This is a genomic window from Gordonia metallireducens, from assembly GCF_021245825.1.
Classification (GTDB): domain Bacteria; phylum Actinomycetota; class Actinomycetes; order Mycobacteriales; family Mycobacteriaceae; genus Gordonia; species Gordonia namibiensis.
On sequence record NZ_JAJQJP010000017.1, the window covers coordinates 62,945 to 88,024 of the forward strand.

24 protein-coding genes and 1 tRNA gene are annotated in these 25,080 nt (G+C 68.8%); 12 read left to right on the plus strand and 13 right to left on the minus strand.

Annotated elements, in window-relative coordinates; genetic code table 11:
- Positions 1-33: 33 nt before the first annotated feature.
- Positions 34-321 (plus strand): SelT/SelW/SelH family protein, encoded by a 288-nt coding sequence (locus tag LQD00_RS05175; RefSeq protein ID WP_006358387.1) that lies wholly within the window; start codon positions 34-36, stop codon positions 319-321.
- Between the two features lie 200 nt (positions 322-521).
- Here the strand turns inward: LQD00_RS05175 and purB are convergent, their stop codons facing one another.
- From purB to LQD00_RS05190, 3 genes are all read right to left on the minus strand, one after another.
- Positions 522-1,949: an adenylosuccinate lyase gene (gene purB / locus LQD00_RS05180; protein ID WP_232715970.1), complete on the minus strand. Its 1,428-nt coding sequence runs from the start codon at positions 1,947-1,949 to the stop codon at positions 522-524.
- 63 nt (positions 1,950-2,012) lie between these two features.
- The gene (locus LQD00_RS05185) at positions 2,013-2,414 is read right to left on the minus strand and encodes a hypothetical protein (protein WP_232715971.1); all 402 of its coding nucleotides are present in this window, start codon (positions 2,412-2,414) and stop codon (positions 2,013-2,015) included.
- Positions 2,415-2,457: 43 nt separating this feature from the next.
- Positions 2,458-3,051, minus strand: coding sequence for a TetR/AcrR family transcriptional regulator (locus LQD00_RS05190; RefSeq protein ID WP_232716083.1), 594 nt, complete (start codon positions 3,049-3,051; stop codon positions 2,458-2,460).
- A 235-nt stretch (positions 3,052-3,286) separates the two neighbouring features.
- Between LQD00_RS05190 and LQD00_RS22725 the strand changes: the two genes are divergently transcribed.
- From LQD00_RS22725 to LQD00_RS05205, 4 genes are all read left to right on the plus strand, one after another.
- Complete coding sequence (locus LQD00_RS22725) at positions 3,287-3,412, plus strand: hypothetical protein (RefSeq protein WP_269784665.1); 126 nt, start codon at positions 3,287-3,289, stop codon at positions 3,410-3,412.
- Positions 3,413-3,507: 95 nt separating this feature from the next.
- Complete coding sequence (locus LQD00_RS05195) at positions 3,508-3,777, plus strand: metal-sensitive transcriptional regulator (RefSeq protein WP_154884638.1); 270 nt, start codon at positions 3,508-3,510, stop codon at positions 3,775-3,777.
- A gap of 31 nt (positions 3,778-3,808) precedes the next feature.
- Positions 3,809-4,204, plus strand: a complete 396-nt coding sequence (locus tag LQD00_RS05200) for a DUF302 domain-containing protein (RefSeq protein WP_006867209.1) — start codon at positions 3,809-3,811, stop codon at positions 4,202-4,204.
- A 94-nt stretch (positions 4,205-4,298) separates the two neighbouring features.
- A complete protein-coding gene (locus LQD00_RS05205; protein WP_232715972.1) occupies positions 4,299-5,246 on the plus strand; it encodes an alpha/beta hydrolase in 948 nt (315 codons plus the stop codon).
- Positions 5,247-5,333: 87 nt separating this feature from the next.
- Here LQD00_RS05205 and purD read toward each other — a convergent pair whose 3' ends face one another.
- A complete protein-coding gene (gene purD / locus LQD00_RS05210; RefSeq protein WP_232715973.1) occupies positions 5,334-6,587 on the minus strand; it encodes a phosphoribosylamine--glycine ligase in 1,254 nt (417 codons plus the stop codon).
- Positions 6,588-6,653: 66 nt separating this feature from the next.
- Here purD and LQD00_RS05215 point away from each other — a divergent pair, with 66 nt between their 5' ends.
- Complete coding sequence (locus LQD00_RS05215) at positions 6,654-8,765, plus strand: RecQ family ATP-dependent DNA helicase (protein ID WP_232715974.1); 2,112 nt, start codon at positions 6,654-6,656, stop codon at positions 8,763-8,765.
- 47 nt (positions 8,766-8,812) lie between these two features.
- Here the strand turns inward: LQD00_RS05215 and LQD00_RS05220 are convergent, their stop codons facing one another.
- Positions 8,813-9,238 carry an HIT family protein gene (locus tag LQD00_RS05220; RefSeq protein ID WP_232715975.1) on the minus strand — a complete coding sequence of 142 codons (426 nt, stop codon included), beginning with the start codon at positions 9,236-9,238 and terminating at the stop codon, positions 8,813-8,815.
- Between the two features lie 90 nt (positions 9,239-9,328).
- Between LQD00_RS05220 and LQD00_RS05225 the strand changes: the two genes are divergently transcribed.
- Complete coding sequence (locus LQD00_RS05225; RefSeq protein WP_454771245.1) at positions 9,329-10,429, plus strand: DNA adenine methylase; 1,101 nt, start codon at positions 9,329-9,331, stop codon at positions 10,427-10,429.
- A gap of 10 nt (positions 10,430-10,439) precedes the next feature.
- Positions 10,440-11,279, plus strand: coding sequence for a hypothetical protein (locus LQD00_RS05230; protein WP_232715976.1), 840 nt, complete (start codon positions 10,440-10,442; stop codon positions 11,277-11,279).
- 251 nt (positions 11,280-11,530) lie between these two features.
- Here the strand turns inward: LQD00_RS05230 and LQD00_RS05235 are convergent, their stop codons facing one another.
- The 4 genes from LQD00_RS05235 to LQD00_RS05250 all read right to left on the minus strand — a co-directional run bounded on the left by LQD00_RS05235 (position 11,531) and on the right by LQD00_RS05250 (position 15,736).
- Positions 11,531-12,979 carry a sensor histidine kinase gene (locus LQD00_RS05235; RefSeq protein ID WP_232715977.1) on the minus strand — a complete coding sequence of 483 codons (1,449 nt, stop codon included), beginning with the start codon at positions 12,977-12,979 and terminating at the stop codon, positions 11,531-11,533.
- A complete protein-coding gene (locus tag LQD00_RS05240; protein ID WP_232715978.1) occupies positions 12,979-13,701 on the minus strand; it encodes a response regulator transcription factor in 723 nt (240 codons plus the stop codon). Before LQD00_RS05240 ends, LQD00_RS05235 begins: the two co-directional genes overlap by 1 nt.
- 91 nt (positions 13,702-13,792) lie before the next feature.
- Positions 13,793-14,479, minus strand: a complete 687-nt coding sequence (locus tag LQD00_RS05245) for a DUF899 domain-containing protein (protein ID WP_232715979.1) — start codon at positions 14,477-14,479, stop codon at positions 13,793-13,795.
- A gap of 75 nt (positions 14,480-14,554) precedes the next feature.
- Positions 14,555-15,736: a winged helix DNA-binding domain-containing protein gene (locus LQD00_RS05250; RefSeq protein ID WP_232715980.1), complete on the minus strand. Its 1,182-nt coding sequence runs from the start codon at positions 15,734-15,736 to the stop codon at positions 14,555-14,557.
- Positions 15,737-16,228: 492 nt separating this feature from the next.
- Here LQD00_RS05250 and LQD00_RS05255 point away from each other — a divergent pair, with 492 nt between their 5' ends.
- Positions 16,229-19,981 (plus strand): nSTAND1 domain-containing NTPase, encoded by a 3,753-nt coding sequence (locus tag LQD00_RS05255; RefSeq protein ID WP_232715981.1) that lies wholly within the window; start codon positions 16,229-16,231, stop codon positions 19,979-19,981.
- 3 nt (positions 19,982-19,984) lie between these two features.
- Here LQD00_RS05255 and LQD00_RS05260 read toward each other — a convergent pair whose 3' ends face one another.
- Positions 19,985-21,616 (minus strand): carboxylesterase/lipase family protein, encoded by a 1,632-nt coding sequence (locus LQD00_RS05260; RefSeq protein WP_232715982.1) that lies wholly within the window; start codon positions 21,614-21,616, stop codon positions 19,985-19,987.
- Between the two features lie 86 nt (positions 21,617-21,702).
- Here LQD00_RS05260 and LQD00_RS05265 point away from each other — a divergent pair, with 86 nt between their 5' ends.
- The gene (locus tag LQD00_RS05265; protein ID WP_006867225.1) at positions 21,703-22,056 is read left to right on the plus strand and encodes a hypothetical protein; all 354 of its coding nucleotides are present in this window, start codon (positions 21,703-21,705) and stop codon (positions 22,054-22,056) included.
- On the opposite strand, the gene LQD00_RS05270 is transcribed toward LQD00_RS05265, so the two are convergent.
- The 3 genes from LQD00_RS05270 to LQD00_RS05280 all read right to left on the minus strand — a co-directional run bounded on the left by LQD00_RS05270 (position 22,046) and on the right by LQD00_RS05280 (position 23,160).
- Entirely contained in the window at positions 22,046-22,498 is a 453-nt protein-coding gene (locus LQD00_RS05270) for a hypothetical protein (RefSeq protein ID WP_232715983.1), read from the minus strand. The genes LQD00_RS05265 and LQD00_RS05270 overlap by 11 nt on opposite strands.
- A 149-nt stretch (positions 22,499-22,647) precedes the next feature.
- Positions 22,648-22,722 (minus strand) — tRNA-Thr (locus LQD00_RS05275).
- 51 nt (positions 22,723-22,773) lie between these two features.
- Complete coding sequence (locus LQD00_RS05280) at positions 22,774-23,160, minus strand: RidA family protein (protein ID WP_232715984.1); 387 nt, start codon at positions 23,158-23,160, stop codon at positions 22,774-22,776.
- Between the two features lie 167 nt (positions 23,161-23,327).
- On the opposite strand from LQD00_RS05280, the gene LQD00_RS05285 reads away from it, so the two are divergent.
- On the plus strand, positions 23,328-24,809 hold the full coding sequence (locus LQD00_RS05285) for a threonine/serine exporter family protein (protein WP_232715985.1): 1,482 nt from the start codon (positions 23,328-23,330) through the stop codon (positions 24,807-24,809).
- Positions 24,810-24,917: 108 nt separating this feature from the next.
- Positions 24,918-25,079 carry a hypothetical protein gene (locus LQD00_RS05290; protein WP_005200235.1) on the plus strand — a complete coding sequence of 54 codons (162 nt, stop codon included), beginning with the start codon at positions 24,918-24,920 and terminating at the stop codon, positions 25,077-25,079.
- Position 25,080: the final 1 nt, after the last annotated feature.

The window sequence follows — 25,080 nt, forward strand, 5'->3', positions numbered from 1 at the left end:
ACACGGGACGGCAGGCTCTGACATTCTTTACCGATGACCGCACCCCACATCACCATCACCTACTGCACCCAGTGCAACTGGCTGCTGCGGGCGTCGTGGATGGCGTCGGAGCTGCTGAACACCTTCGGCACCGAGATCGGTTCGGTGACGCTCGTCCCCGGGACCGGTGGCGTGTTCCACATCGACGTCGACGGCACGCAGATCTGGGAACGCAAACGCGACGGCGGGTTCCCCGGGGCACCCGAACTCAAGCGTCTCGTGCGCGACGTCGCGTTGCCCGACTGGAAGCTCGGACACGCCGACGCCTCCGCTCCGGAGTGACCTCGATACGCGCGGTCCTCGCTGCGCTCGGTCCTCGCTACTCGGCCAGCGGACATCCGCCCGTCGATCCGCTCGGCCAGCGGACATCCGCCCGTCGATCCGCTCGGCCAGCGGACATCCGCCCGTCGATCCGCTCGGTTAACGGAAATCCGCTGGTTGAGTAGGCGAGGAGCTTGCGACGAGCCGTATCGAAACCAGCCCTAGAGGATCGGGGCGGGTGTGTAGGCCGCGGCCTCCGGGTACTGGCCGATGATCTTCTCCGCGGCGGCGATGACATCGGCCACCTGCTGTTCGGCGGCACCGACGAAGACCGACTTGTCGGCGAGCAGCCCCTCGAGCTGGGCCCGGTCGAGCGGGATGCGGTCGTCGGCGGCGAGACGGTCGAGCAGGTCCGGCTCGCGACCCTCCTCACGCATCGCCAGGGCCACCGCGACGGCGTTCTCCTTGATCGCCTCGTGCGCGGTCTCGCGACCGACACCCGCACGCACCGACGCCATCAGCACCTTGGTGGTCGCGAGGAACGGCAGGTAGCGGTCGAGCTCGTTGGCGATGACCGCGGGGTACGCGCCGAACTCGGCGAGAACGGTCAGGAAGGTCTCCATCAGACCGTCGATGGCGAAGAAGGCATCGGGCAATGCGACGCGGCGGACCACCGAGCAGAAGACGTCGCCCTCGTTCCACTGGGCGCCGGCGAGTTCGGCGGCCATCGAGCCGTAGCCCCGCAGGACCACGGCGAGACCGTTGACGCGCTCGCAGCTTCGGGTATTCATCTTGTGCGGCATCGCCGAGCTGCCGACCTGGCCGGGCTGGAAGCCCTCGGTCACCAGCTCGTGGCCGGCCATCAACCGGATGGTGTGGGCCAGCGACGACGGCGCGGCGGCGACCTGCACCAGCGCGGACACGACGTCGTGGTCCAGCGACCGCGGGTAGATCTGGCCAACGGAGGTGAACGACCGCGCGAAACCGAGGTGGTCGGCGACGCGCGCCTCGAGGTCGGCGAGCTTGGTGGCGTCGCCGCCGAGGAGGTCGAGCATGTCCTGCGAGGTGCCCATCGGGCCCTTGATGCCGCGCAGCGGGTAGCGGTCGATCAGCTCACGAAGCCGGGTGAGCGCGATCATGAGTTCGTCGGCGGCCGAGGCGAAACGCTTGCCGAGCGTCGTGGCCTGCGCGGCGACGTTGTGGCTGCGGCCGGCCATGACGACCGAGGAGTACTGGGCGGCACGTTCGACGATGCGGGCCAGGACGGCGACACCGTGGGCGTGCACATGCTCGAGAGAACGGAGGATCTGCAGCTGCTCGACGTTCTCGGTGAGATCACGGCTGGTCATGCCCTTGTGGATCTGCTCGTGACCGGCGAGGGCGTTGAACTCCTCGATGCGGGCCTTGACGTCGTGGCGGGTGACGCGCTCACGGTCGGCGATCGAGGCGAGGTCGACCTGGTCGACGACGCGCTCGTAGTCGGCGATGGCCTCGGCCGGGACGTCGATCCCGAGGTCGGCCTGTGCCTTCAGCACCGCGATCCACAGTCGCCGTTCGAGGGCGATCTTGGTGGTGGCCGACCACAGCTCGGCGAGGTCGGTGGAGGCATAGCGGCTGGCCAGGACGTTGGCAATGGCGGGCTTCGACACCCGCTCAGTGTAGGTCGATCGCGAGCGGATCCCGAATTCCTCTGGTGCCGGCCCTCGCGCCGCTCAGAACGCGAAGCAGGTCCCGTTGGACCCGTAGCCCTGGCGCACCTTGACGAGGGTGGGCTGCGAGGCCTTGCCGTTCTGGACGGCGTAGAGGTACTTGTCGCCGATGCGACGGGGTACCCAGGTGACCGAGGCGAGTGCACCCGAGGGGAGATCGCGGCCGATGAAACGAGCCGGCAGACCCGGCTTGACCTCCCAGAACTCGACCCAGCCGGACGAGTTGACCGGGACGGTCACGGGGTAGGTACACCCGGTTCCGTAGACCACCGACGACAACGGGACACCGGCGTCCACGCGACCGGCCGGAGCGGCCTGCGCACCGGGGGCGACGAACATCGTGACCCCGAAGACCATGGACAGGAACGCGGCGGCGACACCCATGCGGGTACGGCGCCTGCTCATCGAATCCCCCGACATCCGATCCCTTCTCTCTCTTCCGCTGCGATCACGCCCGCGGTGCCAGGACGTCGATCACCTCGAGCAGGGCGTCGCGCACCGCGTCGATGGGCCGGACGCCGTTCTGTCCGAGGGCGCCGACGATGGCGCCGTCCTCGATCCCGATCAATTGGGCGATGTGGGCGGGGTCGGCGACCCGGCCGGATTTGGTGAGGACATCGAGATGGCACATGGACAGCGCCTGCCACCGGTCGCTGACCACCTCGCGCAGCATCGGGTACCGCGCCGACAACGCGATCATCTCGTAGCGGGCCGACAGCTGCTGGATCGTCGTGTCCTCCCCGACGATCACCTCGGCGAGGGCGGTCGACGTCGCGGTCTTCCCGCGGCGTCGACGCGGAAGTGCGTTGCAGCGCTCGGTGACTGCCTCCGCATCGTGGCTGCAGAGACTGGCCGCCGCCTCGGCCATCAGGTCGTCGAGAGAGGCGAAGTAATACGTCGTCGACGCCAGCGGCAGCTGGGCACGTTCGGCCACTGCACGATGACGGACGGCGTCGAAGCCGCCTTCGAGCAGCAGCTCGCCGGCGGCCTCGATCAAGCGAGACCGCCGTCGCGCACCCTTGGGTGTCGCCGCCGACGTCATCATGTGGTTCATGCTGCCAAAGCCGTCCGTACCGCCGTATTGCTTTTGACCAAAGCGGTACAAGCACAGTCGATTTCCCGTATAAGAGGAGGACAACGGCGGTGAACGCCCGGTTCACGTCGACGGCGGTCGATCATCGGACGGCAGAATCTTCTCCGCTCAGGCCCATGACCGTGATCGCACGCAGTTCGACGGCCTCCACGCTGTCGCCGATTACGCGGCGCTCTACACCGCATTGAGACAGTCCGCGTTCGCCGACTTCCTGCGTGAGAGGCTGGGCGCCCGTCTCAGCATCGACGACCTCACCTCCCCGCGAGTGTCACTGCCGCCCAAGCCGTCCACGGCGACCGACCGCGAGTGATTCGACTCCTGCATCACGAGACCGGACCTGATACCCCTAGGGGTATAGTCGAACCGGTCGGGTGAATCCTCGCGTTCGACCACAAGGAGGTCGTCATGGTCGGTGACGAAGAATCGATCGGCGTCGTACTCAACCGGCTGCGCCGCGCCCACGGGCAGCTCGCCGGCGTGATCTCGATGATCGAACAGGGACGTGACTGCAAGGACGTCGTGACCCAACTCGCCGCGGTGTCGAGTGCACTGGACCGTGCCGGCTTCAAGATCGTCGCGACCGGCCTCCGCGAATGCATGACCGGCGAACAGTCGAAGGACTCGGAGCCGATGACGATCGACCAACTGGAAAAGCTGTTCCTGGCGCTCGCCTGACGCAGCGGGAGCACCCACGAGAGGAATGATCATGAAACTCGGTTACCGGACGACCCTGCAGACCGACTTCGACGACGCGGTCGCGCGGACGCGGGAAGCCCTCGGCGATGTCGGCTTCGGCGTGCTCACCGAGATCGACGTGAAGGCGACGCTCAAGAAGAAGCTCGACGAGGACATGGAGAACTACCTCATCCTCGGCGCCTGCAATCCGCAGTTCGCCCATCGCGCACTCGGGATCGAGCGGCAGATCGGTCTGCTGCTCCCCTGCAACGTCGTGGTGCGCGACGACACCGACAACCCGGGGACCGTCATCGTCGAGGCGATGAACCCCGACATCATGGTCGCGGTGACCGACGCCCCCGGCCTCCCCGAAGTGGCATCCGGCGCGGCCGAACTTCTGCAGAAGGCCATCGCGGCGCTCGACTGAGCGTCAAGTCAGAGACAGATTTCTCACAGCGTCGGCGCGTCGGCCGATTCGACGTTGCACCGGGCCCGGGTTCCCCGATTACCCTGTTGCTTCGATGACCAGCCTGCGATCCCGATTCTCCGACGCCGCCGACCGCGACCTCCCGCGCGTGGGCCGTCGTGCCGTGCTCGCCGCCGGCGTCGGGGCCGCCGCCCTCGGACTGGCCGCATGCTCGGACAAGGCGCCGTCGGCATCGGTGCAGCCGCGCAACCTCGAAGGCCGCGCAGCCGACGACGAACTGCCGGTCGAGACCTCACCGCCGCCGGTCACCAGCGGTCCCCCGCTGATCACCGGCAGCTTCAAGTCCGCCCGCATGGGCGGTCGCGACACCCGCTGGGCGGTCGCCCGACCCAACGGTGTGACGGGCAAGCTGCCCGTCGTCGTCGTGCTGCACGCGCTGAACACGAACGAGAAGACCATCTTCGGGTCGAAGCTCGAGATGCAGACCGTGATGCAGCAATACGTGGACAACGGCAACACCCCGTTCGCGCTGGCCGCGGCCGACGTGGGTCGCAACTACTACCACCGGCGGGCCGACGGCACCGACGGTGGCGCGATGATCCTCGACGAGTTCCTGCCGATGCTCGCGAACAACCCGCAGCTCAACCTGTCCACCGATCGCATCGGCCTCTTCGGCTGGTCGATGGGCGGATACGGCGCGTTGCGTCTGGCATCGATGCTCGGTGCGCCGCGGGTCGCCGCCGTGGCGGTCAGCTCGCCGGCGATGTGGGCCGACCCGCGCAACTTCCCGCCGCGCGCCTTCGACGGCCTCGCCGACTACCAGGCCAACTCGCTGTTCGGCGCGCAGCCGAGTTTCGCGAAGATCCCGCTGCTGATCAACATCGGTTCGAGCGATCAGTTCTACACCTACACCCGCCAGTGGGCCGCGGGTCTTCACCCGCCGGCCGCCTTCGGCACCGCCGCCGGCGGTCACACCAACCGGTACTGGCGCAGCGTGCTCCCCGAGCAGATCGAGTTCCTCGGCCGCAACCTCGCGGACTGAACCCGGTTCCGCGAGTTTCGCTCACTCATTCCGTTCCCGCTCACGCAAATCCGGTGAGCGGGAACGGAGAATGTGAGCGATGGTTCGCTAGATGCTGATCTTGCCCTCGAGGGCGTTGCGTCCGATGTCGGTGCGGAAGTGCGAACCCGGCAGCTTGATCTTCTCGATCCGGGCGTAGGCCTGGGCGCGGGCCTCGGCGAGGTCGGCGCCGGTGCCCACGACCGCGAGCACGCGACCTCCGGCGGAGACGATCGCACCGTCGGCGTTCTTGGACGTACCCGCGTGCAGCACACCCTCGGCGTCGGCGCCGGTGATGATGTCACCGGTGCGCGGCTTGCCGGGGTAGTTCTCGGCGGCGACGACCACGGTGACCGCGGCGCCGTCGTGCCATTCGAGCGCCGGCAGGTCGGCGAGCGTCCCGGTGGCGGTCGCGTTGAGCGCCGCGCCGAGCGGCGACTTCAGCAGCGCGAGGACCGCCTGGGTCTCGGGATCGCCGAAGCGGCAGTTGAATTCGACGACCGCGGGGCCGTCCGCGCCGATCGCGAGACCGGCGTAAAGGAGACCCGAGAACGGAATTCCGCGCTTGACCATCTCGGCCGCAACGGGTTTCACGACCTCGTCGACGATGCGCCCGGTCATCTCGGCGGGCAGCCACGGCAGCGGCGTGTAGGCGCCCATGCCGCCGGTGTTGGGTCCGGCGTCGTTGTCGCCGACACGCTTGTGGTCCTGCGCGGGCAGCAGCGGCACCACGGTCTCGCCGTCGACGAGGCAGAACAGCGAGACCTCGGGTCCGTCGAGGAAGCTCTCCAGCAGGACGGGGTGTCCGCTCTCCAGGCATTCGGCGGCGTGGTCGCGGGCGACGTCGCGATCGGGGGTGACGACGACGCCCTTGCCCGCGGCGAGACCGTCGTCCTTGACGACCCAGGTGGGTCCGAAGCGGTCGAGGGCGGCGTCGAGATGGGCCGGGTTGTCGACGATCTCCGCATGCGCGGTCTTCACGCCGGCAGCTGCCATCACGTCCTTGGCGAAGGCCTTGGAACCCTCGATCTGCGCGGCCTGGGCGCTGGGACCGAAGGTCGCGATGCCGGCCTCGCGCAGGGCGTCGGCGACACCGAGGACCAGGGGGACCTCGGGCCCGATGACCACGAGGTCGGCTTCCAGCTTCTCCGCCAGCGCGACAACTGCCTCGCCCGAGACCACGTCGACGGCGTGATTGGTGGCGATCGCCGAGGTTCCGGCGTTGCCGGGAGCGACATGCAGGTCGGTGACCGACGGATCGTTCTTGAGGCCGATGAGAAGGGCATGTTCGCGGCCGCCCGAGCCGATCACGAGTACTCGCACGACCATGACTCTAAACCGTCGGACGTGGCGGGTCAGGTGTCGGGCATCGCCACTACATTGGGGCCCATGACCGCCACCCTCTCCCCTGACCAGCTGACCGCCGCCAACCGCGTCATCACCAGCCTGGCCGGTGAGGGCGCCACGCTGCGCGAGGACCAGCTCCGGGCTGTGACAGCACTGGCCGGGGGCGAACCCGGCACACCCGGCGCACGGGTCCTCGTGGTCCAGGCGACCGGCTGGGGAAAGTCCGCGGTCTACTGGTCGGCCACCGCGATCATCCGTGCCGGCGGCGGCGGACCGACGCTGATCGTCTCCCCGCTGCTGTCACTCATGCGCGACCAGGTGGCCGCCGCGGCTCGCGGCGGCCTGTCCGCGGCGACGCTGAACTCGTCGAACGTCGACGAGTGGTCGGCCATCGAGGCGCAGCTGCGGGCTGGCGACCTCGACGTCCTGCTCGTCTCACCGGAACGTCTGGCGAATCCCGGCTTCGGACGCCGTGTGCTCGACGCACTGGCCGGCAACCTCGGGCTCCTGGTGATCGACGAGGCACATGCCGTTTCGGACTGGGGCCACGATTTCCGGCCCGACTACCGCCGCGTGGCCGACGTGCTCCGCTCGGTCAACCCGACCACGCCGGTCCTGGCGACCACCGCGACCGCCAACGCACGTGTCACCGAGGACGTCGCCGCGCAGCTCGATTCCGGTTCCGACGCACCGACTCTCGTCCTCCGCGGTCCGCTCGCCCGGAAGTCGTTGCATCTCAACGTCCTCGACGGACTCTCCCCCGTGCAGCGCTACGGCTGGGTGGCACAGGCCCTCCCCCACCTCCCGGGTTCGGGCATCGTCTACGTCCTCACCGTCGCCGATGCCGACCGGCTCGTCGAGGCCATCCGCGCTGTGCACGGTGATTCGGTCGAGGTCGCCGCCTATACCGGACAACTCGACGCCGATCGTCGGCACGAACTCGAAGATGCGTTGCTGCACAACAAGGTCAAGGCACTCGTCGCGACGTCGGCGCTGGGGATGGGCTACGACAAGCCGGACCTCGGCTTCGTCGTGCACGTCGGATCACCGCCGTCGCCGGTGTCCTACTACCAGCAGGTGGGTCGTGCCGGGCGCGCGCTAGACGACGCCGTGGTGATGCTGCTGGCGTCGCAGACCGACGACCGGATCTGGGATCACTTCGCCACCGCGACGATCCCCGACCCCGACAAGATGCGTGACCTGCTGGCCGCGTTGGAGGCTGCCGACGAACCGCAGTCGCCCATCCAGCTCGAGGCCGCCACCCGCTTCCGTCGCACGCGAATCGAGTTGATGCTCAAGCAACTCGCCGTCGACGGCATCACCGACCGCACCCCCGACGGTTGGGTCGCCACCGGCAAACCGTGGACCTACGACGCCGCACACTACGACGGGGTACTCGCCGTCCGTCGCCGTGAGGCCGACATCATGCGCTCCTACATCGCCGGCCGCACCTGCCTGATGCGTCTGCTGACCGAATCGCTCGACGACCCGCAGGCCGCCGACTGCGGTCGCTGCTCGGCCTGCCGCGGCAGACTGAGCGAGGGACTCCCCGACACCGTCGACGCCGAGGTGGTCCGCACCGTCACGTCGACGCTGCGCCGCAAGGCGTCGACCCTCGACCCGCGGAAGATGTGGCCGGGCGGCGAATTCGGCCGTCGCGGAAGGATCCCCGCCGACCTGCTCGCCCAGCCCGGACGCGTCCTCGCTCATGCCGACGCCCCCGAGTGGGTCGAGGTGCTGGCCGCCGCCCGCAACGGCGACGAGCGCGCCCTCGCCGAACTGGGCGACGCCGCCGTCGCCACGCTCTCGGCCTGGGTCCGCGATACCGGTGTCCGCGCAGACGTCATCGTGTCGCTTCGTCTGACCGGTACAAACCTGGCCGAGGCGCTCGCCGAGCACCTGCGCACGGTCGGGAAGCGCGGCGGCGGAACGTTCCCGGTCCGCATGGGCGATCCGCCGACCGACGCGACCGGCGCGGTCGAGGCCGCCTACTGGCGCGACCACCTGGGAGATCCGCCCGAGGTAACGGGCCAGAACGTGATGCTCGTCGTCGACGCCAACAGCTCCGGCTGGCCGATCACCCTGGCCGCCGCTGCGTTGCGGGAGGCCGGGGCGGGTGCGGTCCTGCCGCTGCTGATCCACCGGACCGTCTGACCCTTCGAGACGCTCGCAAGCTCGCTCCTCAGGGAGCACGAGAGGGGTCAGTCGGCGACGTACTCGCCGTACCCGAGCGAGCGCAGGCTCGCGCGGATCTTCTCGGCCGCGGCGTCGAGCTCCTCGGGGCTGGCGTTCTTGTCGGCGTTGGCGAGGTCGAAGGTCTCCAAGGAGAGCCCCTGGAAGACGTGGATGTGCACGTGGGGAACCTCGAGGCCGGCGATGAGCAGACCGATGCGCGGAGCGTCGAAGGCATCCTTGACGGCCTGGCCGACCTTCTGCGCGACACCGCTGAGGTGAGCGAACAGCGAGCTGTCGATCTGCTCCCAGTGGTCGACCTCGTTGCGCGGCACCACCAGAACGTGGCCGGGGGTGACCGGCTCGATGGTCAGGAACGCGACGGCTTCGCCGTCCTTCCAGACGAATCGACCCGGGATGTCGCCGTTGATGATCATGCTGAAGACCGATGCCATGGGCCGAGTCTAGATGTTGTGGGGTTCGGCACCACCGGACGCGACGTGTTCTCCACGGCGCTGTCGGGGGTCCATGACATTCTTTTCGGTGTGAGTGGGCCAGAATCCTCCCGATCGGGACGCAGCACCGGCAGAGCCGTCGGCTCCAGTGACGTCCTGGCCCGCGCACAGCGGTTCCCGCGGCTTCGGTACATGGGGTCGAAGTACCGGCTGCTCCCCCATCTCGAACGCACCTTCGCCGAGATCGGCGGGTCGACGGCGGTCGACGCCTTCTCCGGGTCGGGCGTGGTCTCGTACCTGCTGAAGGCGCAGGGTTTCGAGGTCCTCAGTAATGACTTCCTCCACTTCCCGCACGTCATCACACGCGCCTCGGTGGCGAATTCGAGCGTCCGCCTCGAACAGGAACTCGTCGAACAGATCTGCGGGCCGGCCGCCGACGACCGCGACTACATCTCCAGCACCTTCGACGGCCTGTATTTCACCGCGGAGGACCGCGCGTTCCTCGACTCGGCGTGGTCCCACATCGACGCACTGCGCGGATACCGTCGCGACCTGGCCATCTCCGCGCTCGTTCTCTCCGCTGCCCGCAAGCAGCCGCGCGGGGTGTTCACCTTCACCGACTCCACCCGCTATGCCGACGGGCGCCGCGACCTCACGATGTCCCTGCGCGACCACTTCCGGCTGCGCGCGGCGGCCGACTACAACGGCACTGTGTTCAGCAACGGCTGCAGCAACCGAAGCGTCCAGGGCGACATCTTCGACCTCGACCTGCCGTGGTCGGCGCCGCCGGACCTCGTCTACCTCGACCCTCCGTACGCGCCGCCCACCGACGACAACGACTACATCAAGCGCTATCACTTCCTCGAAGGTCTCTCCGCGTACTGGCGCGGCATGACCATCATGGAGAACACCAAAACCAAGAAGCTGCCCAAGCGTTTCACGCCGTTCGCCTACAAACGGACCATCGAGGACGCACTGCTGCGGACGTTCGAACATTTCGAGGACGCAGGCGCGATCGTGTTGTCGTATTCGTCGAATGCGTTGCCGGGCAAGGACCGCATCGTCGACCTGCTCGGCAAGGTCAAGCCCTCGGTCGAGGTGATCGCCATCGACCACAAGTACAGCTTCGGCACGCACGCTGCCGCCACCCGTCGTGACGTCAGCGAGTTCCTGTTCATCGGACGGGACTGACGCCGAGCGCATGAGTGACGCAGTTGATTTCGAGGACTACCTGAAGTCCTTGGGACGCTTGACCTCCCACGTCGACCCCACCGCCTCCACACCGGAGGCCGAGCGGATCGTCGAGGCCACCGGGAGTCTCGGTGGGCTCCTCGACACCGACATCACCGGACTCGCCGCCTGGGTGCGCGACAACCCCAACGACGTGCCGGTGCTCGGGCTCGCGGTCGGGTTGTCGCAGGAGAAACTCAAGAACGCACTGCGCGACCGGTTCGACACCAGCGGCTGGCACGGACTTGCGCGCACCCAGCCCGTCGACCTGGTGACCTGGCTCGACACGGAGTTCGACCTCGTCCGGATGTTGCGGGCCCAGATGGAACGCACCTACACCTTCGCCGACATCCTCGTGGCGCGCGCCGGCACCCGCGCCACCGCGACCCGGGCCGGTGCGTCCGGCCGTCGCATCGAGGACGAGATCGAGGACATCGCACGCGATCTCGGATTGGACTACACGACGCGATCGCGGTTCGTCGGCCGCAACGGCCGTACCGCCCCCGCCGACCTCATCGTGGGCGATCCCAACTCCGCCGACATCGTGGTGGCCGCGAAGGGTTTCGACTCGACCGGCTCGAAACTCACCGACGCGGTGCGCGAGATCGAGGAGATGGCCGAGGTCCGTCTCCCCACCCAGCTCGTGCTCGCGGTGATCGACGGAATCGGCTGGAAGTCACGGCAATCCGACCTCCGACGCATCCACCAGCTCTGGGCCACCCGCCAGATCGACGGCATGTACACCCTCGTCACGCTCGACCAATTCCGCACCGACGTGGCCGAGTTCGCGAGGTTACGGCGGCTGATCTGACCCTTCGATACGCCCCTCCGCAAGCTCCGGGGCTACTCAGGGAGCAGGAACTGACGGCCTTCGCAAGCTCCGGGGCTACTCAGGGAGCAGGAACTGACGGCCTCCGCAAGCTCCGGGGCTACTCAGGGAGCAGGAACTGACGGCCTCCGCAAGCTCCGGGGCTACTCAGGGAGCAGGAACTGACGGCCTCCGCAAGCTCCGGGGCTACTCAGGGAGCAGGAACTGACGGCCTCCGCAAGCTCCGGGGCTACTCAGGGAGCGGTGGACAGCGGGAGTCGCACCCAGAAGGTCGCGCCCTCACCGGGTGTCGACTCGACGCCGACCCGGCCGCCGTGCGCTTCGACGAGCGCGGCGACGATGGAGAGCCCCAAGCCGTTTCCGCCGCCCGAACCCCGGTGGCGTGACTGGTCGCCGCGGTAGAACCGCTCGAAGACGTGTTCCGCGTCCTCCGGGGTCAATCCCTGACCGGTGTCGGCAACCGTCAGCACCGCCTCCGACGTGCCGTCGACGCCGGTCTCGACCGAGACCCCGACCGTGATCGACGCGTCGGCCGGCGTGTGGTTGATCGCGTTGCCGATCAGGTTGCGCAGCACCTGCAGGAGTCGCGGCCCGTCCCCCGAGACCAGCGGGGGCCGGTCGCCGGTCGTCACCTCGAGCTCGATATCGCGCTCTGGGGCAACGACGCGCGCCGACTGGACGGCGTCGGTAGCCAGGCTCAGCAGGTCGACGGGCGCCGTGGCGATGGGGCGTTGGACGTCGAGGCGCGCCAACATCAGCAGGTCCTCGACGAGCACGTTCATACGGGCGGCCTCGTCGTTGATCCGGCGCATCGCGTCGGTGACGTCGGGAACGCCGCCCTGCGAATAGAGTTCGGCGAAGCCCTTGATCGATGTCAGGGGTGTTCGCAGTTCGTGACTGGCGTCGGCGACGAAGCGCCGCATCTCCTCCTCGGAGGCGCGGGCCTGCCGCTCGGACGCCGCTGTGGTCGCGAAGGCCTGCTGGATCTGTCCGAGCATCGTGTTCAGCGAATCCGACAGACTGCCGACCTCGGTGTCGGGTGCGGCCAGCGGAACCCGTCGTGTGAGGTCGCCCGCCGCGATCGCGTGCGCCGTCTCCTCGACCCGGCGCAGAGGGCGGAGACTGGTTCGCACCAGCAGGTAACTGAGCACTCCGATGAGCACGACGACGACGGCACCGATGGCGAACTGCAGCCAGACCAACCGGCTGATGGTGGCATCGATGTCGGACATCGGGGTGGCGACGATCGATGTGCCGAACTGGTTGCTGCGCTTGATCACCCGCCATTTCGGGCCATGCGGCTCCACCGATCCGACGGTGACCGGAACGACGTTGTCGGCGGTGAGGCCGTCGACGTCCGGGGCGTGGTCGAACTGGTTGTAGACGTTGACCGTCGAGATACCGGCCGGGCCGTGGAGAATCGACTCCACGTAATAGGGCGACGGCGGACGGCGCGGCCCCGGCGGGCCGGAGCGCGGTTCGTCGGCCGGCGATCGCGGATCGGCCCACGTGCGGGTGGCATTGACCAGCCCGTCGTCGGCGCGCGAGATGAGGTCCTGCCGCATCGACGACGTGACCGCCACCCCGGAGGCCAGCAACCCGACGACCACGAGCGCGAGCGTGAGCGCAACCAGGGAAAACCGGAGTGGTACACCGCGCCTGCGGGCCTCGGGGGTGGCCATCAGTCGCGCGGCTCGCGCATCACATAGCCCACACCGCGCAGGGTGTGGATGAGACGCTTGTCGCCGTTGTCGAGTTTGCGACGCAGGTAGGAGACATAGGACTCGACGACGTTGACCTCGCCGCCGAAGTCGTAGTTCCAGACGTGGTCGAGGATGCGGGGTTTGGACAGCACCGTGCCGGCGTTGACCATGAAGTAACGCAGCAGGGTGAACTCGGTCGGCGAGAGCTGGACCGGCTTGCCGGCCTTGAAGACCTCGTGGGTCTCGTCGTCGAGTTCGATGTCGGCGAAGGTGATCCGGGACGAGGCCTGCTGCTCCTCACCGAAACCGCTGCGGCGCAGCAACACCTGCAGGCGGGCGACGACCTCTTCGAGGCTGAACGGCTTGGTGACGTAGTCGTCGCCGCCGATCGTCAGACCGTTGACCTTGTCCTCCACCGAGTCGCGCGCCGACAGGAACAGGGCGGGCGCCTCGACCCCGTCCGCGCGCAGACGACGCAACAGTCCGAAGCCGTCCATGCCCGGCATCATCACGTCGAGGATCAGGATGTCGGGTTTGCTGCTGCGGCACTTGTCGATCGCGGCCGGTCCGTCTGCGGCCGTGTCGACGTCGTACCCCTGGAACTTCAGCGACACCGACAGCAGCTGGCGGATGTTCTCCTCGTCGTCGACGACGAGAACCTTCGCGCCGCGCGCGTCGTCGTTCCTGGTCGGTCCGGTCACACTCCTACTGTGGCAGAGCCCGCTGGCACCTCACTGGTCGGATGCTGGGAGGTTGCTGTGAGCTCTGACCTGCGAAGGCGTCACCCGCGGGTCACGCACCGGTGTCGCCGTAGGCTGCGGCGATGGTCTCCGATTCACGCCACCGCGAGTACGTGGGGCTCTGGGGCCAGCCGTCGGGCGAGTCCTGCCACTCTTCCTGCCTTCCCCACGGCAGTACATCGATGAGCGAGAAGGTGTACCCGAGTTGCTCGACACCGCGGCCGGTCGTGTGCCAGGTGCGGTATACCCTGTCGCCGTCGCGGAGGAAGACGTTGACGGCAAACCCCTCCCCCGGCCCCGCGCCGACGTCGGCGGAGAAGGTCGTGCCCGCCGACGAGTACCAGTCCATGCGGTTGCCGACGCGCTTCTTGTAGGCGAGGGCCTCGTCGATGGGACCGTGGGTGATGATCACGAACCGGGCGTCGTAGTCGCCGAGGAAGTCGAGCCGGTCGAACTGCATGGTGAATCCGGTGCACCCCGAACACTGGTAGGTCTCACCGGGAAACCACATGTGGTTGTAGACGATCAGTTGGGAGTGCCCGTCGAAGACGTCGACCAGTCGGATCGGGCCGTCGGGTCCGGTCAGCGTGTAGTCGGGCATCTCGACCATCGGCAGCCGCCGCCGCTGCGCCGCGATCGCGTCGAGTTCGCGCGTGGCCGCCTTCTCGCGGACCCGCAGTTCCTCGAGGGCCTTCGCCCAGGTGTCCTGGTCGGTCACGGGTGGTAGTTGATCGCTCATCGCGGTGCCTTTCGCTCGACGCGGGGTTCTCGCAGAGGCAGACCGCGGCTCGGGGCTCGACTCATCGCTCTCGACTCATCTCTTCCGCATGTACGGCGCGGCGTAACCGATCTTCATGGAGCCGTCGCCGAGCCATGCCGCGAGCTCCTCGGCCCGCACGTCGAGTTTCCGCCGGGCGTCGGCGGGCAGGGCCTCGAGCGGGTGGATCGCGATCGAATTGTCGTCGCGGCGATACCAGCCGCCGACGATCCGGCCACCCCACCATGCGGTCTGTCCGCCGTTGCCGACGGAGTCGAAGACTTCGGGGCCGTGATCGCCAAGGTAGAAGCCGCGCTCTTTGAAGCCCATCGTCGTGGGGTCGAGTTCGGGGAGCAGCACGGCTTGCGGCTCGCAGTTCTCGTCGGTGTCCAGATCGTCGGGCAGCACATGTCCGATGCCGCCCCCGTCCAGATCGACCTCGACGGTGCCGAGATCGGCGAGGGCAGCCCGCACCGCGGTCTTGGTGGAGCCGAGCCACCACACGAGATCGGTCTCGGTTCCCGGCCCGTAGGTGCGCAGCCAGCGTTCGACGAGCGCCCGGTGGCCGTCGTGCACGTTCGGCGCGTCCGGGGTCTCGCCCAGCCACACCTTCATCGACGTCCATGCCGGACGGGACAGGTGCCAGCCGAGTCGGTTGGGTCCGCGCACGATGGCTCCGGATGCGTCGAGCATGTTGAGCACCCGCGGACCGAAATGACTCTTTCCCGCCCACGACGTGCCCTCACCGAACGTGATCGCGCCCTCGAGGATGGGCAACCGGGAGCGCAGTTCGGTCGACGTGAGCGACTCACCGCCGGCGAGTTCGGCGAGGACCGCGTCGCGCGCGGTCTCGATCCAGCCCTCCGGGTCGTCGACGTCGGGACTGCGGCGGAGATCGCGGAGCATGTTGGTGCGCTCGGAGGCGGTGATCCGGGGCCCGAGCGCACCGATCGCCTCGGCGAGGACGTCACGGGGGAAGGCGAAGAGTGTCCGGCGCATCGCGAGGTGTTTGACGAGGGTCCGGTCGTCGTAGAGCGCGGTGTCGATGTGGCTGCGGGTCAGACCGTCGACCCGCGCCCACGCGGACAGGTAGACCGTCGAGGGGGTGGTGGCGTGGAGACCGACCATCGTCGCCGCCGCCTCCACGACGGTCCCGGCCCGCGACGCGGCGTCGAGGTGCATGCGGCGCATCAGCCGGGATCGGCGCGCGGTGTCGGTGATCCGGGGGCGCACTGGCATGCCGCGATCCTAGTGAGCCGACACGACGACCCGGGAACAAGCGGCGAGCCGGGAGAAGAAGAGGGGAAGCGGGTGCCGGAGACCGGCCGACCCCCATCGACCCGGTGTCCGGCACCCGCCCGGTTGCGTGGGCCGGACGACACACAGCCCCCGACGGGCAGTGCCTGAGAACACCTCCGTGTGTCCTGCGACCAACGCATCCTTGCGCTCCCGACCCCCGTCAGGAACGCCCACCAAGGAGACCCCACCCCGCCACTGGAGTACAGCCCCGGTCCGGAACGACGAGCGAAGAACGAGGTCAGAGGGCAAACGGACTATCCGGTCCGGACACGGCCGAATCCGGTTCCGGAGGCGTTCAGGTCAGATGACCTGATGACTCGACCCCGACGTGGCCGTCGCCACCATCACCCCTCCGACGGTGGCGCGCCGGGGTCGCCTGTCGCATGATGGACCGGTCGATCAGTCGTGCGGTCAGAGCGTGGAGTCGGGTGAGTGGATTTTGGTGAAGCGCTCGCGCGCCTTTTCGTGCAAGCGGGACGCCCCACCCTCCGAGCGGCGGCGGCCCGGGCAAAGGTCTCCGCGCAGCGGATCAGCGACTGGCGAAACGGCCGGCATCTCCCCCGCGACTTCGCGACCGTCGAACCGCTCCTCGTCTGGCTGACGTCCCGCGCGGTGGCGGCAGGCGTCGCCGAGGTCCTCACGATCCCCCAGTGGAGAGAACTGTGGGACCGACACCTGAACCAGGAGGCACCGGGCACCCCGGAGCCGCCCACCCGGCACTCCCGCCCCTACGCCGGACTGGCGCCCCTCACCGCCGCCGACAGCGAGCTGTTTTTCGGACGCGACGACCTCGTCGGCACGCTCGTCGACACGATTCTCACCGCCGGCTCGCAGCCCGCGCCGCTGTCCCCGTCCTCCCGGCTGGTCGTCGTCACCGGGGTGTCGGGCTCGGGGAAGTCGTCGTTGCTGCGCGCCGGCCTGGCCCGCGACCCGCGGATCTCGACCCCGCGCCTCGCCGAGGTCACCCCGGACGGTCTGTCCATCGCCCCACCCGTCGACGGCGAGGCCGACGCAGTCGTCGTCATCGACCAGTTCGAAAACATCTTCTCGCTCCCCGACGAGCCGCGCTCGACCACGATGCGCGAGGTCGAGGAACTCGCCGTCGACACCGTCGTGGTGGTCGGCATCCGCGCAGACTTCTTCAGCCAGTGCGTGGAGTACCCCGTCCTGGCAGATGCCTGGCAGCACCGCTGCGTGATCGTCTCGGAGATGACGCGCACGCAGCTCCGCGAGGTCATCACCGCCCCGGTCCGCCTCGCCGGCGGGCGCATCGAGGCCGGCCTCGCCGACGTGATGATCACCGACCTCTACGAGGCGTCGACGGTCGGGGATCGCGCCGGGCGGCTTCCGTTGCTGGCCCACGTCCTGCAGGCCACTTGGGCACGACGCTCCGGCAACCGCATGACGCTGTCCGGGTATCGCGCGACCGGCGGCATCGCACGCGCAGTCGCGGACACCGCGGAGGCCGCCTGGGAGGCCATCGCCCCCGAACATCGCGACCTCGCCCGCGCGGTCCTGCTGTCGATGGTCCACGTCGGTCCGGCCGGGATCGCGCTGCGGGTGCCGCTGTCCACCTCGACCCTCAGCAGCCGCTTCCCGCCGGAGGTCTCGACCGTCATCGACGAGTTCGCGCAGGCCCGCCTGCTGACGGTGTCCGCGGAGTCGGTGATGCTCGTGCACGACGTGGTGCTGACCGCGTGGCCGCGTCTCGCCACCTGGATCGCCGACGACTCCGACACCCACGTCTGGTGGCAGCAACTCGACGCCGACACCCGGTCGTGGGTGGCCAATGGCCGTAGCCGCTCATTCCTCTACACCGGATCGCGACTCGACGACGCCAAGAGCCACCGCGAAGCGCTGCGCAGCAACTACGAACACCTGCTGAGCACGGAGAACGACGAGTTCCTGGACTCCGCGGTCGCGATGCAACGACGCCGCCGGCTGCTGCAGCTGGGTGCCGTCGCGGTGATCGTGATCCTCGCGATCTCGGCGTCGATCATCGCGGTTTTCGGGTTCCGGCAGGCGCACGACCTCCGGCAACAGCGCAACGCCGCGGAACGGGCGGCCCTGCTGTCCCACATCGACAGCATGGAGCACTCCAACCCGTCGCTGGCCGCTCGCCTGCTGCTCGTCGCCCATCAGCTCTACCCCGACGACCCGATGATCGTGGGTCATCTGCGCGGCGCGGCCACCAGCCCGCTCGCGACGCAGGTCACCGGCCACACCGGACCGGTCTACGACCTGGCCTTCGACCGGACGGGCCGCCATCTCGCCTCGGCGAGCGGCGACCGCACGGTCCGCATCTGGGAGAGCACCGACGCCACCCCGAGGTATCGCGAGGTGGCAATCCTGCGCGGCTTCGGCAACTACGTCACCTCCACCGCCTTTCACCCCACCCGACCATTGCTCGTCACCTCGAGCGGCGACGGCGCGGTCCGGATGTGGGACCTCTCCGATCCCGGCCGGCCGGCGCTGCGCGAGACGGCGTCGCTGCGCCGCGGCACCGTCTACATGGCCCGCTTCTCCGCGGACGGCCGGACACTCGCCGCCTCGTCGGACGACGGTTCCATCACCGTGTTCGCGGTGTCCCCGACGGGGACCCTGCGCGAGACCGCCGTGCTCCTGGGACACGACGCCGCCGCACGCACACTGTCCTTCAGCCCCGACGGACGGCTGCTCGCGAGTGGCGGGGACGACCGCGCCGTTCGTCTGTGGACCACCGGCGAGAAACCCGCACCCGTCGGCGAACCGATCTCCGGATTCCCCAGCATCACACACGCGGTCGCCTTCAGCCCGGACAGCCGTTCCCTGGCCGTCACCGGAGACAGCCCGAACGCCCAACTCTGGGACGTGACCGAACCGGAGTCCCCGCTGCCGCTCAGCACGTCGCTCCCGACCGCGACCGCGGGCTCCTGGTCCATCGCCTTCGACCCGACCGGTTCACAGATCGCCTCGGCCCGCGCCGACGGCATGGTGCGGGTGTGGAACACGACCAACCGGGCTTCGCCGACGGCCCAGTGGGCGCTGCAGACCGCGTCTGAGCAGGGTTCGGTCCGTACTTTCTCGGCCGCTTTCGACCCGACCGGTGAGCACCTGGTGTCCGGGCGTTCCGACGGGACGATCGACGTCTGGTCTCTGCCCGACCGCTCGGTCCCCGACCGCGGCGGCACGATCAGCGGGGTGGCCACCGACCCGGCGCAGCGCATCCTGGCGACCGTCGGCTCGGACACCACCCTGAACGTGTGGACCCTGGCCGACGGCGAGATGTCGTTGCGTTCGCGCACTCCCATCCAGCGTCGGGTCAACGACCACCCGCGCGTCTCTGTGAACGATCGCGGCACCCTCGCGGCGACGGCGAACAACAACGGCGGTCTCGTCGAACTGTGGGACATCGGCGACCCGGACACGCCACGGGCCGCGGCCCGGTTGCCCGTCTCGACGCGGTACTCCTTCCCGGTCGCCTTCGCACCCACCGGCGACGTCCTCGCCACCGGTGACACCGACACCACGATCGCGCTGTGGGACACCTCCGATCCGACCTCGCCGAGTCGGATCGGCGCTCCCCTGCGCGGCCCCGTCGACCTCATCCGCAGCGTCGCCTTCAGTCCCGACGGCACCCGCGCCGCGGTCACCTCCGACGACAAGCGGGTTTATCTCTACGACCTGGACTCCGGCAACCCCGACCCGGTGGCGGTGATCTCCGACGACACCCCCGTCACCCAGGCGGCCTTCGACGACGACGGAGAGGTCCTCGTCGTCGCGGCCCGCGACCTGTCCACCTGGCGACTACCGACCACAGACACCGACGGCGGGCCCGAACTGATCGATCGCCACGAGGACATGTTCGCCAACACACTGTCCATGTCGCCCAACCGGATCGCCGTCGGCACATCCACGCACGAGCTGATCAGTTTCGCACTCGCCGACGACGGCACTCTCGATGACCGACAGTCGGTGGGGACGCTGCTCAACTCCACCGACACCACCACGACGTGGCAGGTCCCGGTCCGGTTGCCCGCGGACGACGAGATCATCGCCGGCGGCGACACGACAGGCAGCGTCTACGTGCACACCCTCGACGTTCCCGAGGCCCGCGAATGGGTCTGTGCGAACACGGTTCCCATGACCGAGGCGCAGCGTGCGGCGTATCTGCCCCACGCCTACCTCAAAGGCGACTGCGACTGACGCTCAGCGGAAGCTGAGCACCTCGTCGCCCCAGGCCTCCCAGAGATCGCCGTCGAGGTTCTGCACCACCCGGTCCTCGGCGTCGATGCGCAGCACGGGACGGCGGCCGGTGTCGTAGGTGGGCCATTCGTCCCCGGGTGACCCGGTGTCGGGTGCGCGACCGTGCGCGAACGAGGTCCAGCGGCGGATCAGCCTCTGCGACACGGCTTCTCCGTGTTTGCGGCCGCCCAGGAGGAAGGTGATGTCGCGCGGACCCGCACCCAGGTTCCCCCACACGTAGGGCACCTCGGTGGCGTGTGCGGCACCGAGACCCAGCAGCCGGAACATCCTGGTGGTCCAGTCGTAGCGGTACACGTAGACGGGGGCCCGGCGCGCATGGGCGTCGGCGAGCCACAGCGTCGGCATCCGGAAGGCGACGTCGCGGGCCACACCGAGCCCGGTGACCTTCGGCCGCAGCCCCGAGTACGCCGAGAGCACCTGCGCGCGTTCGGGTAACACGATGTCGGGATACTCCTCGCGCATGCCGGCGAACATCCGCTCGATCTCCTCGGCGGTGATCGGCATGAGCGGCGACTTCATGTACTTGAAGAGATTCGCCTCGTCGCGGTTGGTCCCGATGATCAGCGGCACCGGCAGGGCGCGACCGTTCCGGTAGACGTCGAGAGGATGGTCGGGCAGCAGGTCGCCGTCGACCACCGGGGCGAAGGCGATGGTGCCGGGCGACTCGGTGGGCACCTTCGCGAACAGTTCGGTGGTGAGCATCGAACACCTTGTGGCGTCCAGGGATTCGAGCTGTTCCACCACCTCCGCCGAGTCACCCGTGTCCTCGATCCCGGCGGCGTCGAGCAGCATGCGCGCGACGCGGGCGGCCCGGTCGGCGCCGTACATCGAGGTCACCGGCGAACTCTGGGCGATCGCCCGGCCGAACAACCCCTCGGCCGCGGGCATCGTCAGCAGCGCGGTGACGAGGCCGGCGCCCGCCGACTCGCCGAACACGGTCACCTTGTCAGGGTCCCCGCCGAAGGCCGCGATGTGGTCGCGAACCCACGCCAGCGCGGTGAGGACGTCGCTGAGCCCGGCGTTGGACTCGAAGCGCGGATCGATCGACGACAGGTCGGCGAACCCGAGGACGCCCAGCCGGTAGTTCAGCGTCACGATCACCACGTCACCGGCGGAGGCGAGCGCCGCACCGTCGTAGTACGGCTGGCTACCCGACCCCAGGACGTACGCCCCGCCGTGCAGCCAGACCATGACCGGCAGCGCGACGGCGTCGTGGGCATGGGTCGAGGCCCCCGGCGGCGTCCACACGTTGAGGTAGAGGCAGTCCTCGTCCATCACGACATCCGGGCCGAGCCGGACCGCGGGATTGAGTTCCTGCGGGCAGACGGCCCCGAACGAGACGGCGTCGACGACGGCATCTCGACTCCCGTCCTCGTCGGGCGTGAGCGGCCGGGCGCGACGCCATCTGAGTTCGCCCAGCGGAGGTCTCGCATACCGGATTCCGCGCCAGACGTCGGCGCGGTCGCCGGCGACCCCGCGGTAGGTACCGAGTGCGGTACGCGCGAGCGGCTCCGCGCCGGTGGGAGTCGGGGTCGTCTCGGCCACGGCAGAGGTACCCGGTTCATCGTGCTCCATCCGTACATCCTGCACCGACAGTTCGTTTCCGGGCACACGTTCCCGCGTGACGGGAATGTCGAGGACCTGCTGGGTAGAGTACGAGCATGGATGTACTACGCCACGTCGTAATTCTGTTCCACATCGTCGGCTTCGCCGTGACCTTCGGTGCCTGGTTCTCACAGGTGGCCGCCCGCGAGTTCCGCTTCACCCGGGTCATGGACTACGGCATCGGGCTGTCGCTGCTCACCGGTCTGGCACTGGCCGCACCGTGGCCCGCCGGAATCGAACTCAACTACCCGAAGATCGCCATCAAGCTGGTGATCCTGCTCGTGCTGGGCGCGATCCTGGGTATCGGCAGCGCTCGTCAGAAGCGCACCGGGGAACCCGTTCCGCGGGCGCTGTTCTGGACGGCGGGCGCACTGTCGCTGCTCGCCGCCGGACTCGCCGTCATCTGGTGACCATCTCCAGGCGATAGACACACATCGTCGGTTCGGGCCGGACGGTGACCAGGTCGTGGTTCGTCTTCTCCGCGGGACGGCCGAACGCACCCACATGCGTGATGATCCGAAAGGACACCACCCGGTCACCGTCCGGGGTGTGCGCGACGATCTGACCGATCGACGATTCCCTGACCTCGGACCCGGCGCCCGAGTTCCGCAGCTGCTCGACGAGCCCCGCTGCGGAACGGGCGTCGGGCGAGTCGTCGCACAACCGGTCCAGTGCCGATTCGACGCGCGTGGTGTCCGTGGGCGAATAGCTCAGGAGATCGACGATCATCCGGCGGGCGTACTCGACGACGGCTGCGTCGTCGACCGGCGTCTCCTCCTCCGGCTCGTCCGGACGCACCGCGAAGACGACCATCTCGGCGACCAGCAGGGCCACTGCCGCGGCGAAACCCACCAGCCACCACGGGGTGCGGCGGCGGTGTGGAGAGGAGGGCGGAACGGGCCCGGAGACGACAGAGGCCCCGGCCCGCGGCGAGGGCCATCGACTCTCGGGTCTGGTGTGACCGTTCGTCATCTGGCTCCCCCCGCGGGCCGAGGCCCTCGTGGAGCCCCCTGTCAGGATTGAACTGACGACCGCTCGCTTACAAGGCGAGTGCTCTACCACTGAGCTAAGGAGGCGTGCGTGCGCGAGTATATCCACCGCGCATGCGACGGTCCCAGCGGACCCGGTCAGGCCGGGATCGCGGCGACCGCCTCGATCTCCACCAACTGGTCGTCGTAGGCCAGTACCGAGACCCCGAGCAGGCTGCCGGCCGGCTTGTGATCGCCGAAGGCCGCCGTCACCGCTTCCCAGGCGACCACGAGGTCGGCCTGCAGGTGTTCGGCGACGAAGACGGTCACCTTGGCGACGTCGGACAGCGATGCACCGGCCTCGGCCAGCGCCGCCTCGAGGTTCGCCATGCACTGCCGTGCCTGTTCGCTGACGTTCCCCGGGGCGACGGTGACGCCCTGCTCGTCGATCGGCGCGGCGCCCGCGGTGAAGACGAGACTGCCGGGGGCCACTGTCGCACTGCGGGTGTGACCGTCGAGGGGACCGTTGATCTTCACTGATGACATGCCGCGATCCTAGAGGGCGACGGAGTACCTACAACGCCGCGTGACATCGGCCGTGTCTGGGTAGTTCACATGTGAGATCGATTCGGTGCCAAGATCGAAGCGGCAGTCACTGATGACCCACGACTTCCGACCGAACGCGAATGCTCGACTGACACAAGGAGGCTTGCGTGCGCGAACAGATCGGCCGCGCGCTTCGTCGACTCACCGGAACCCGGCAGGCGACGATCGACACGATCGAACCCGGCAGCATCATGGTGTCGCCGCGCAAGCCGATCGAACCGTTCGACGTCGCGGCGATCACCGAGGTCCTCGACCTCGCCACCAAGATCGGGGCCGTGCTGCTCGACTCGGGTACCGGCGCGATCGACACGCAGACCCAGATCAAGTTCGTCGCAGGTGTTTACGGCCTCGAGGACGTGGACGTCGACGTCACCTACAACACGATCGTCGTCAGCGCGCGACGCGGCGCGACGCTCCCGCCGATCACCACGATGGAGCAGGTCTACTACCGCTCGATGGACTTCACCCGGCTCGCCCAGGTGGATCGGCTCGTCCGGCGCATCCGCGACTCCGGCATCACCCCGTCGACCGCGCACCGCATGGTCGACGAGATCATCACGGCCCCACACCCGTACCCGCACTGGGTCGCGACGGTCGCCTGGGGCGCGATGGCGTCGGGCATCTCCGTGCTGCTCGGTGGTCAGTACCTCGTCGCCGCACTGGCATTCGTGACCACGGTCGCGATCGTCGTCATCAACCGGAACCTGAACCGGATCGGTACACCGATCTTCTTCCAGCAGCTCACCGGCGGATTCATCGCCGTCGTCCCGGCGGCCCTCGTCTTCGGCGCGGCCGAGACACTGGGTATTCAGATCGCGCCCTCGCAGGTCATCGCGGCGGGCATCGTCGTCCTGCTCTCGGGACTCTCGCTGGTGGGGTCGGTGCAGGACGCCATCACCGGTGCCCCGATCACCGGCGTCGCCCGCTTCTTCGAACTCCTGCTCATGACCGGCGGCATCATCGCCGGTGTCGGTGTCGCGATCCGGCTGCTCGAGGCCGGCGGCATCTTCCTGCCCACGATCACCACCTCGACCAGCTTCGAGGCCGTCGAGTTGCCGGTGAGGGTGATCGCGGGCGCCTTCGCCGCCTGTGCCTACGCCGTCGCCAGCTATGCCGAGACCCGTGCGCTCGGCGTCGCCTTCCTGGGCGGCCTCATCGGCACCGCGGTCGCGGCGTCGGCGACCTTCACCACCGTCGGCGACGTGATCGCGAACGGTCTCGCCGCGGCCTTCGTCGGTCTGGTCGGCGGTCTCCTGGCCCGGCGCGCGTTGACGCCGCCGCTCGTCGTCGCGGTCGCCGGCATCACCCCGCTGCTCCCGGGTCTCGCGGTCTACCGCGGCCTGTACGGAATACTCAGCGAGCAGACACTCAGCGGCTTCACCTGGATCGCGAACGCCCTCGCCATCGGCTGCGCGCTCGCCGCCGGCGTCACCCTCGGTGAGTTCGTCGCCCGGTCGCTGCGCCGCCCCCAGCTACCACCGCGACCCGACTGGAGTCTGCGTCGTCGCCTCCTCGCCCAGCGTGAGGCACGGGAGGGCCGCACGATCCGCCAGAACCGTCGGTGGCCGCCCCCACCGCGGCGGTTCTGAGCACCCCCGCGACCCGGGTAGAATGGCGAATCGGGCGCGCCGCCCATCGGCCGCTCCAGCCCGTACGGAGCCACACCGCGACACCGCACGCACTACGAGGGGACTCACATGCCCGCGAAGACCACCGACATCGCCGACGAAGAACTGGAACCGGTAGCCGACGAGACCGCCAATTCGGCGCGCCGCGTCGTGGCCGCCTACGCCACCGACGCCGACGAGTGCCGGATGCTGCTCGCAATGCTGGGGATCGCGCCGGGCGAGAACGCCTGAT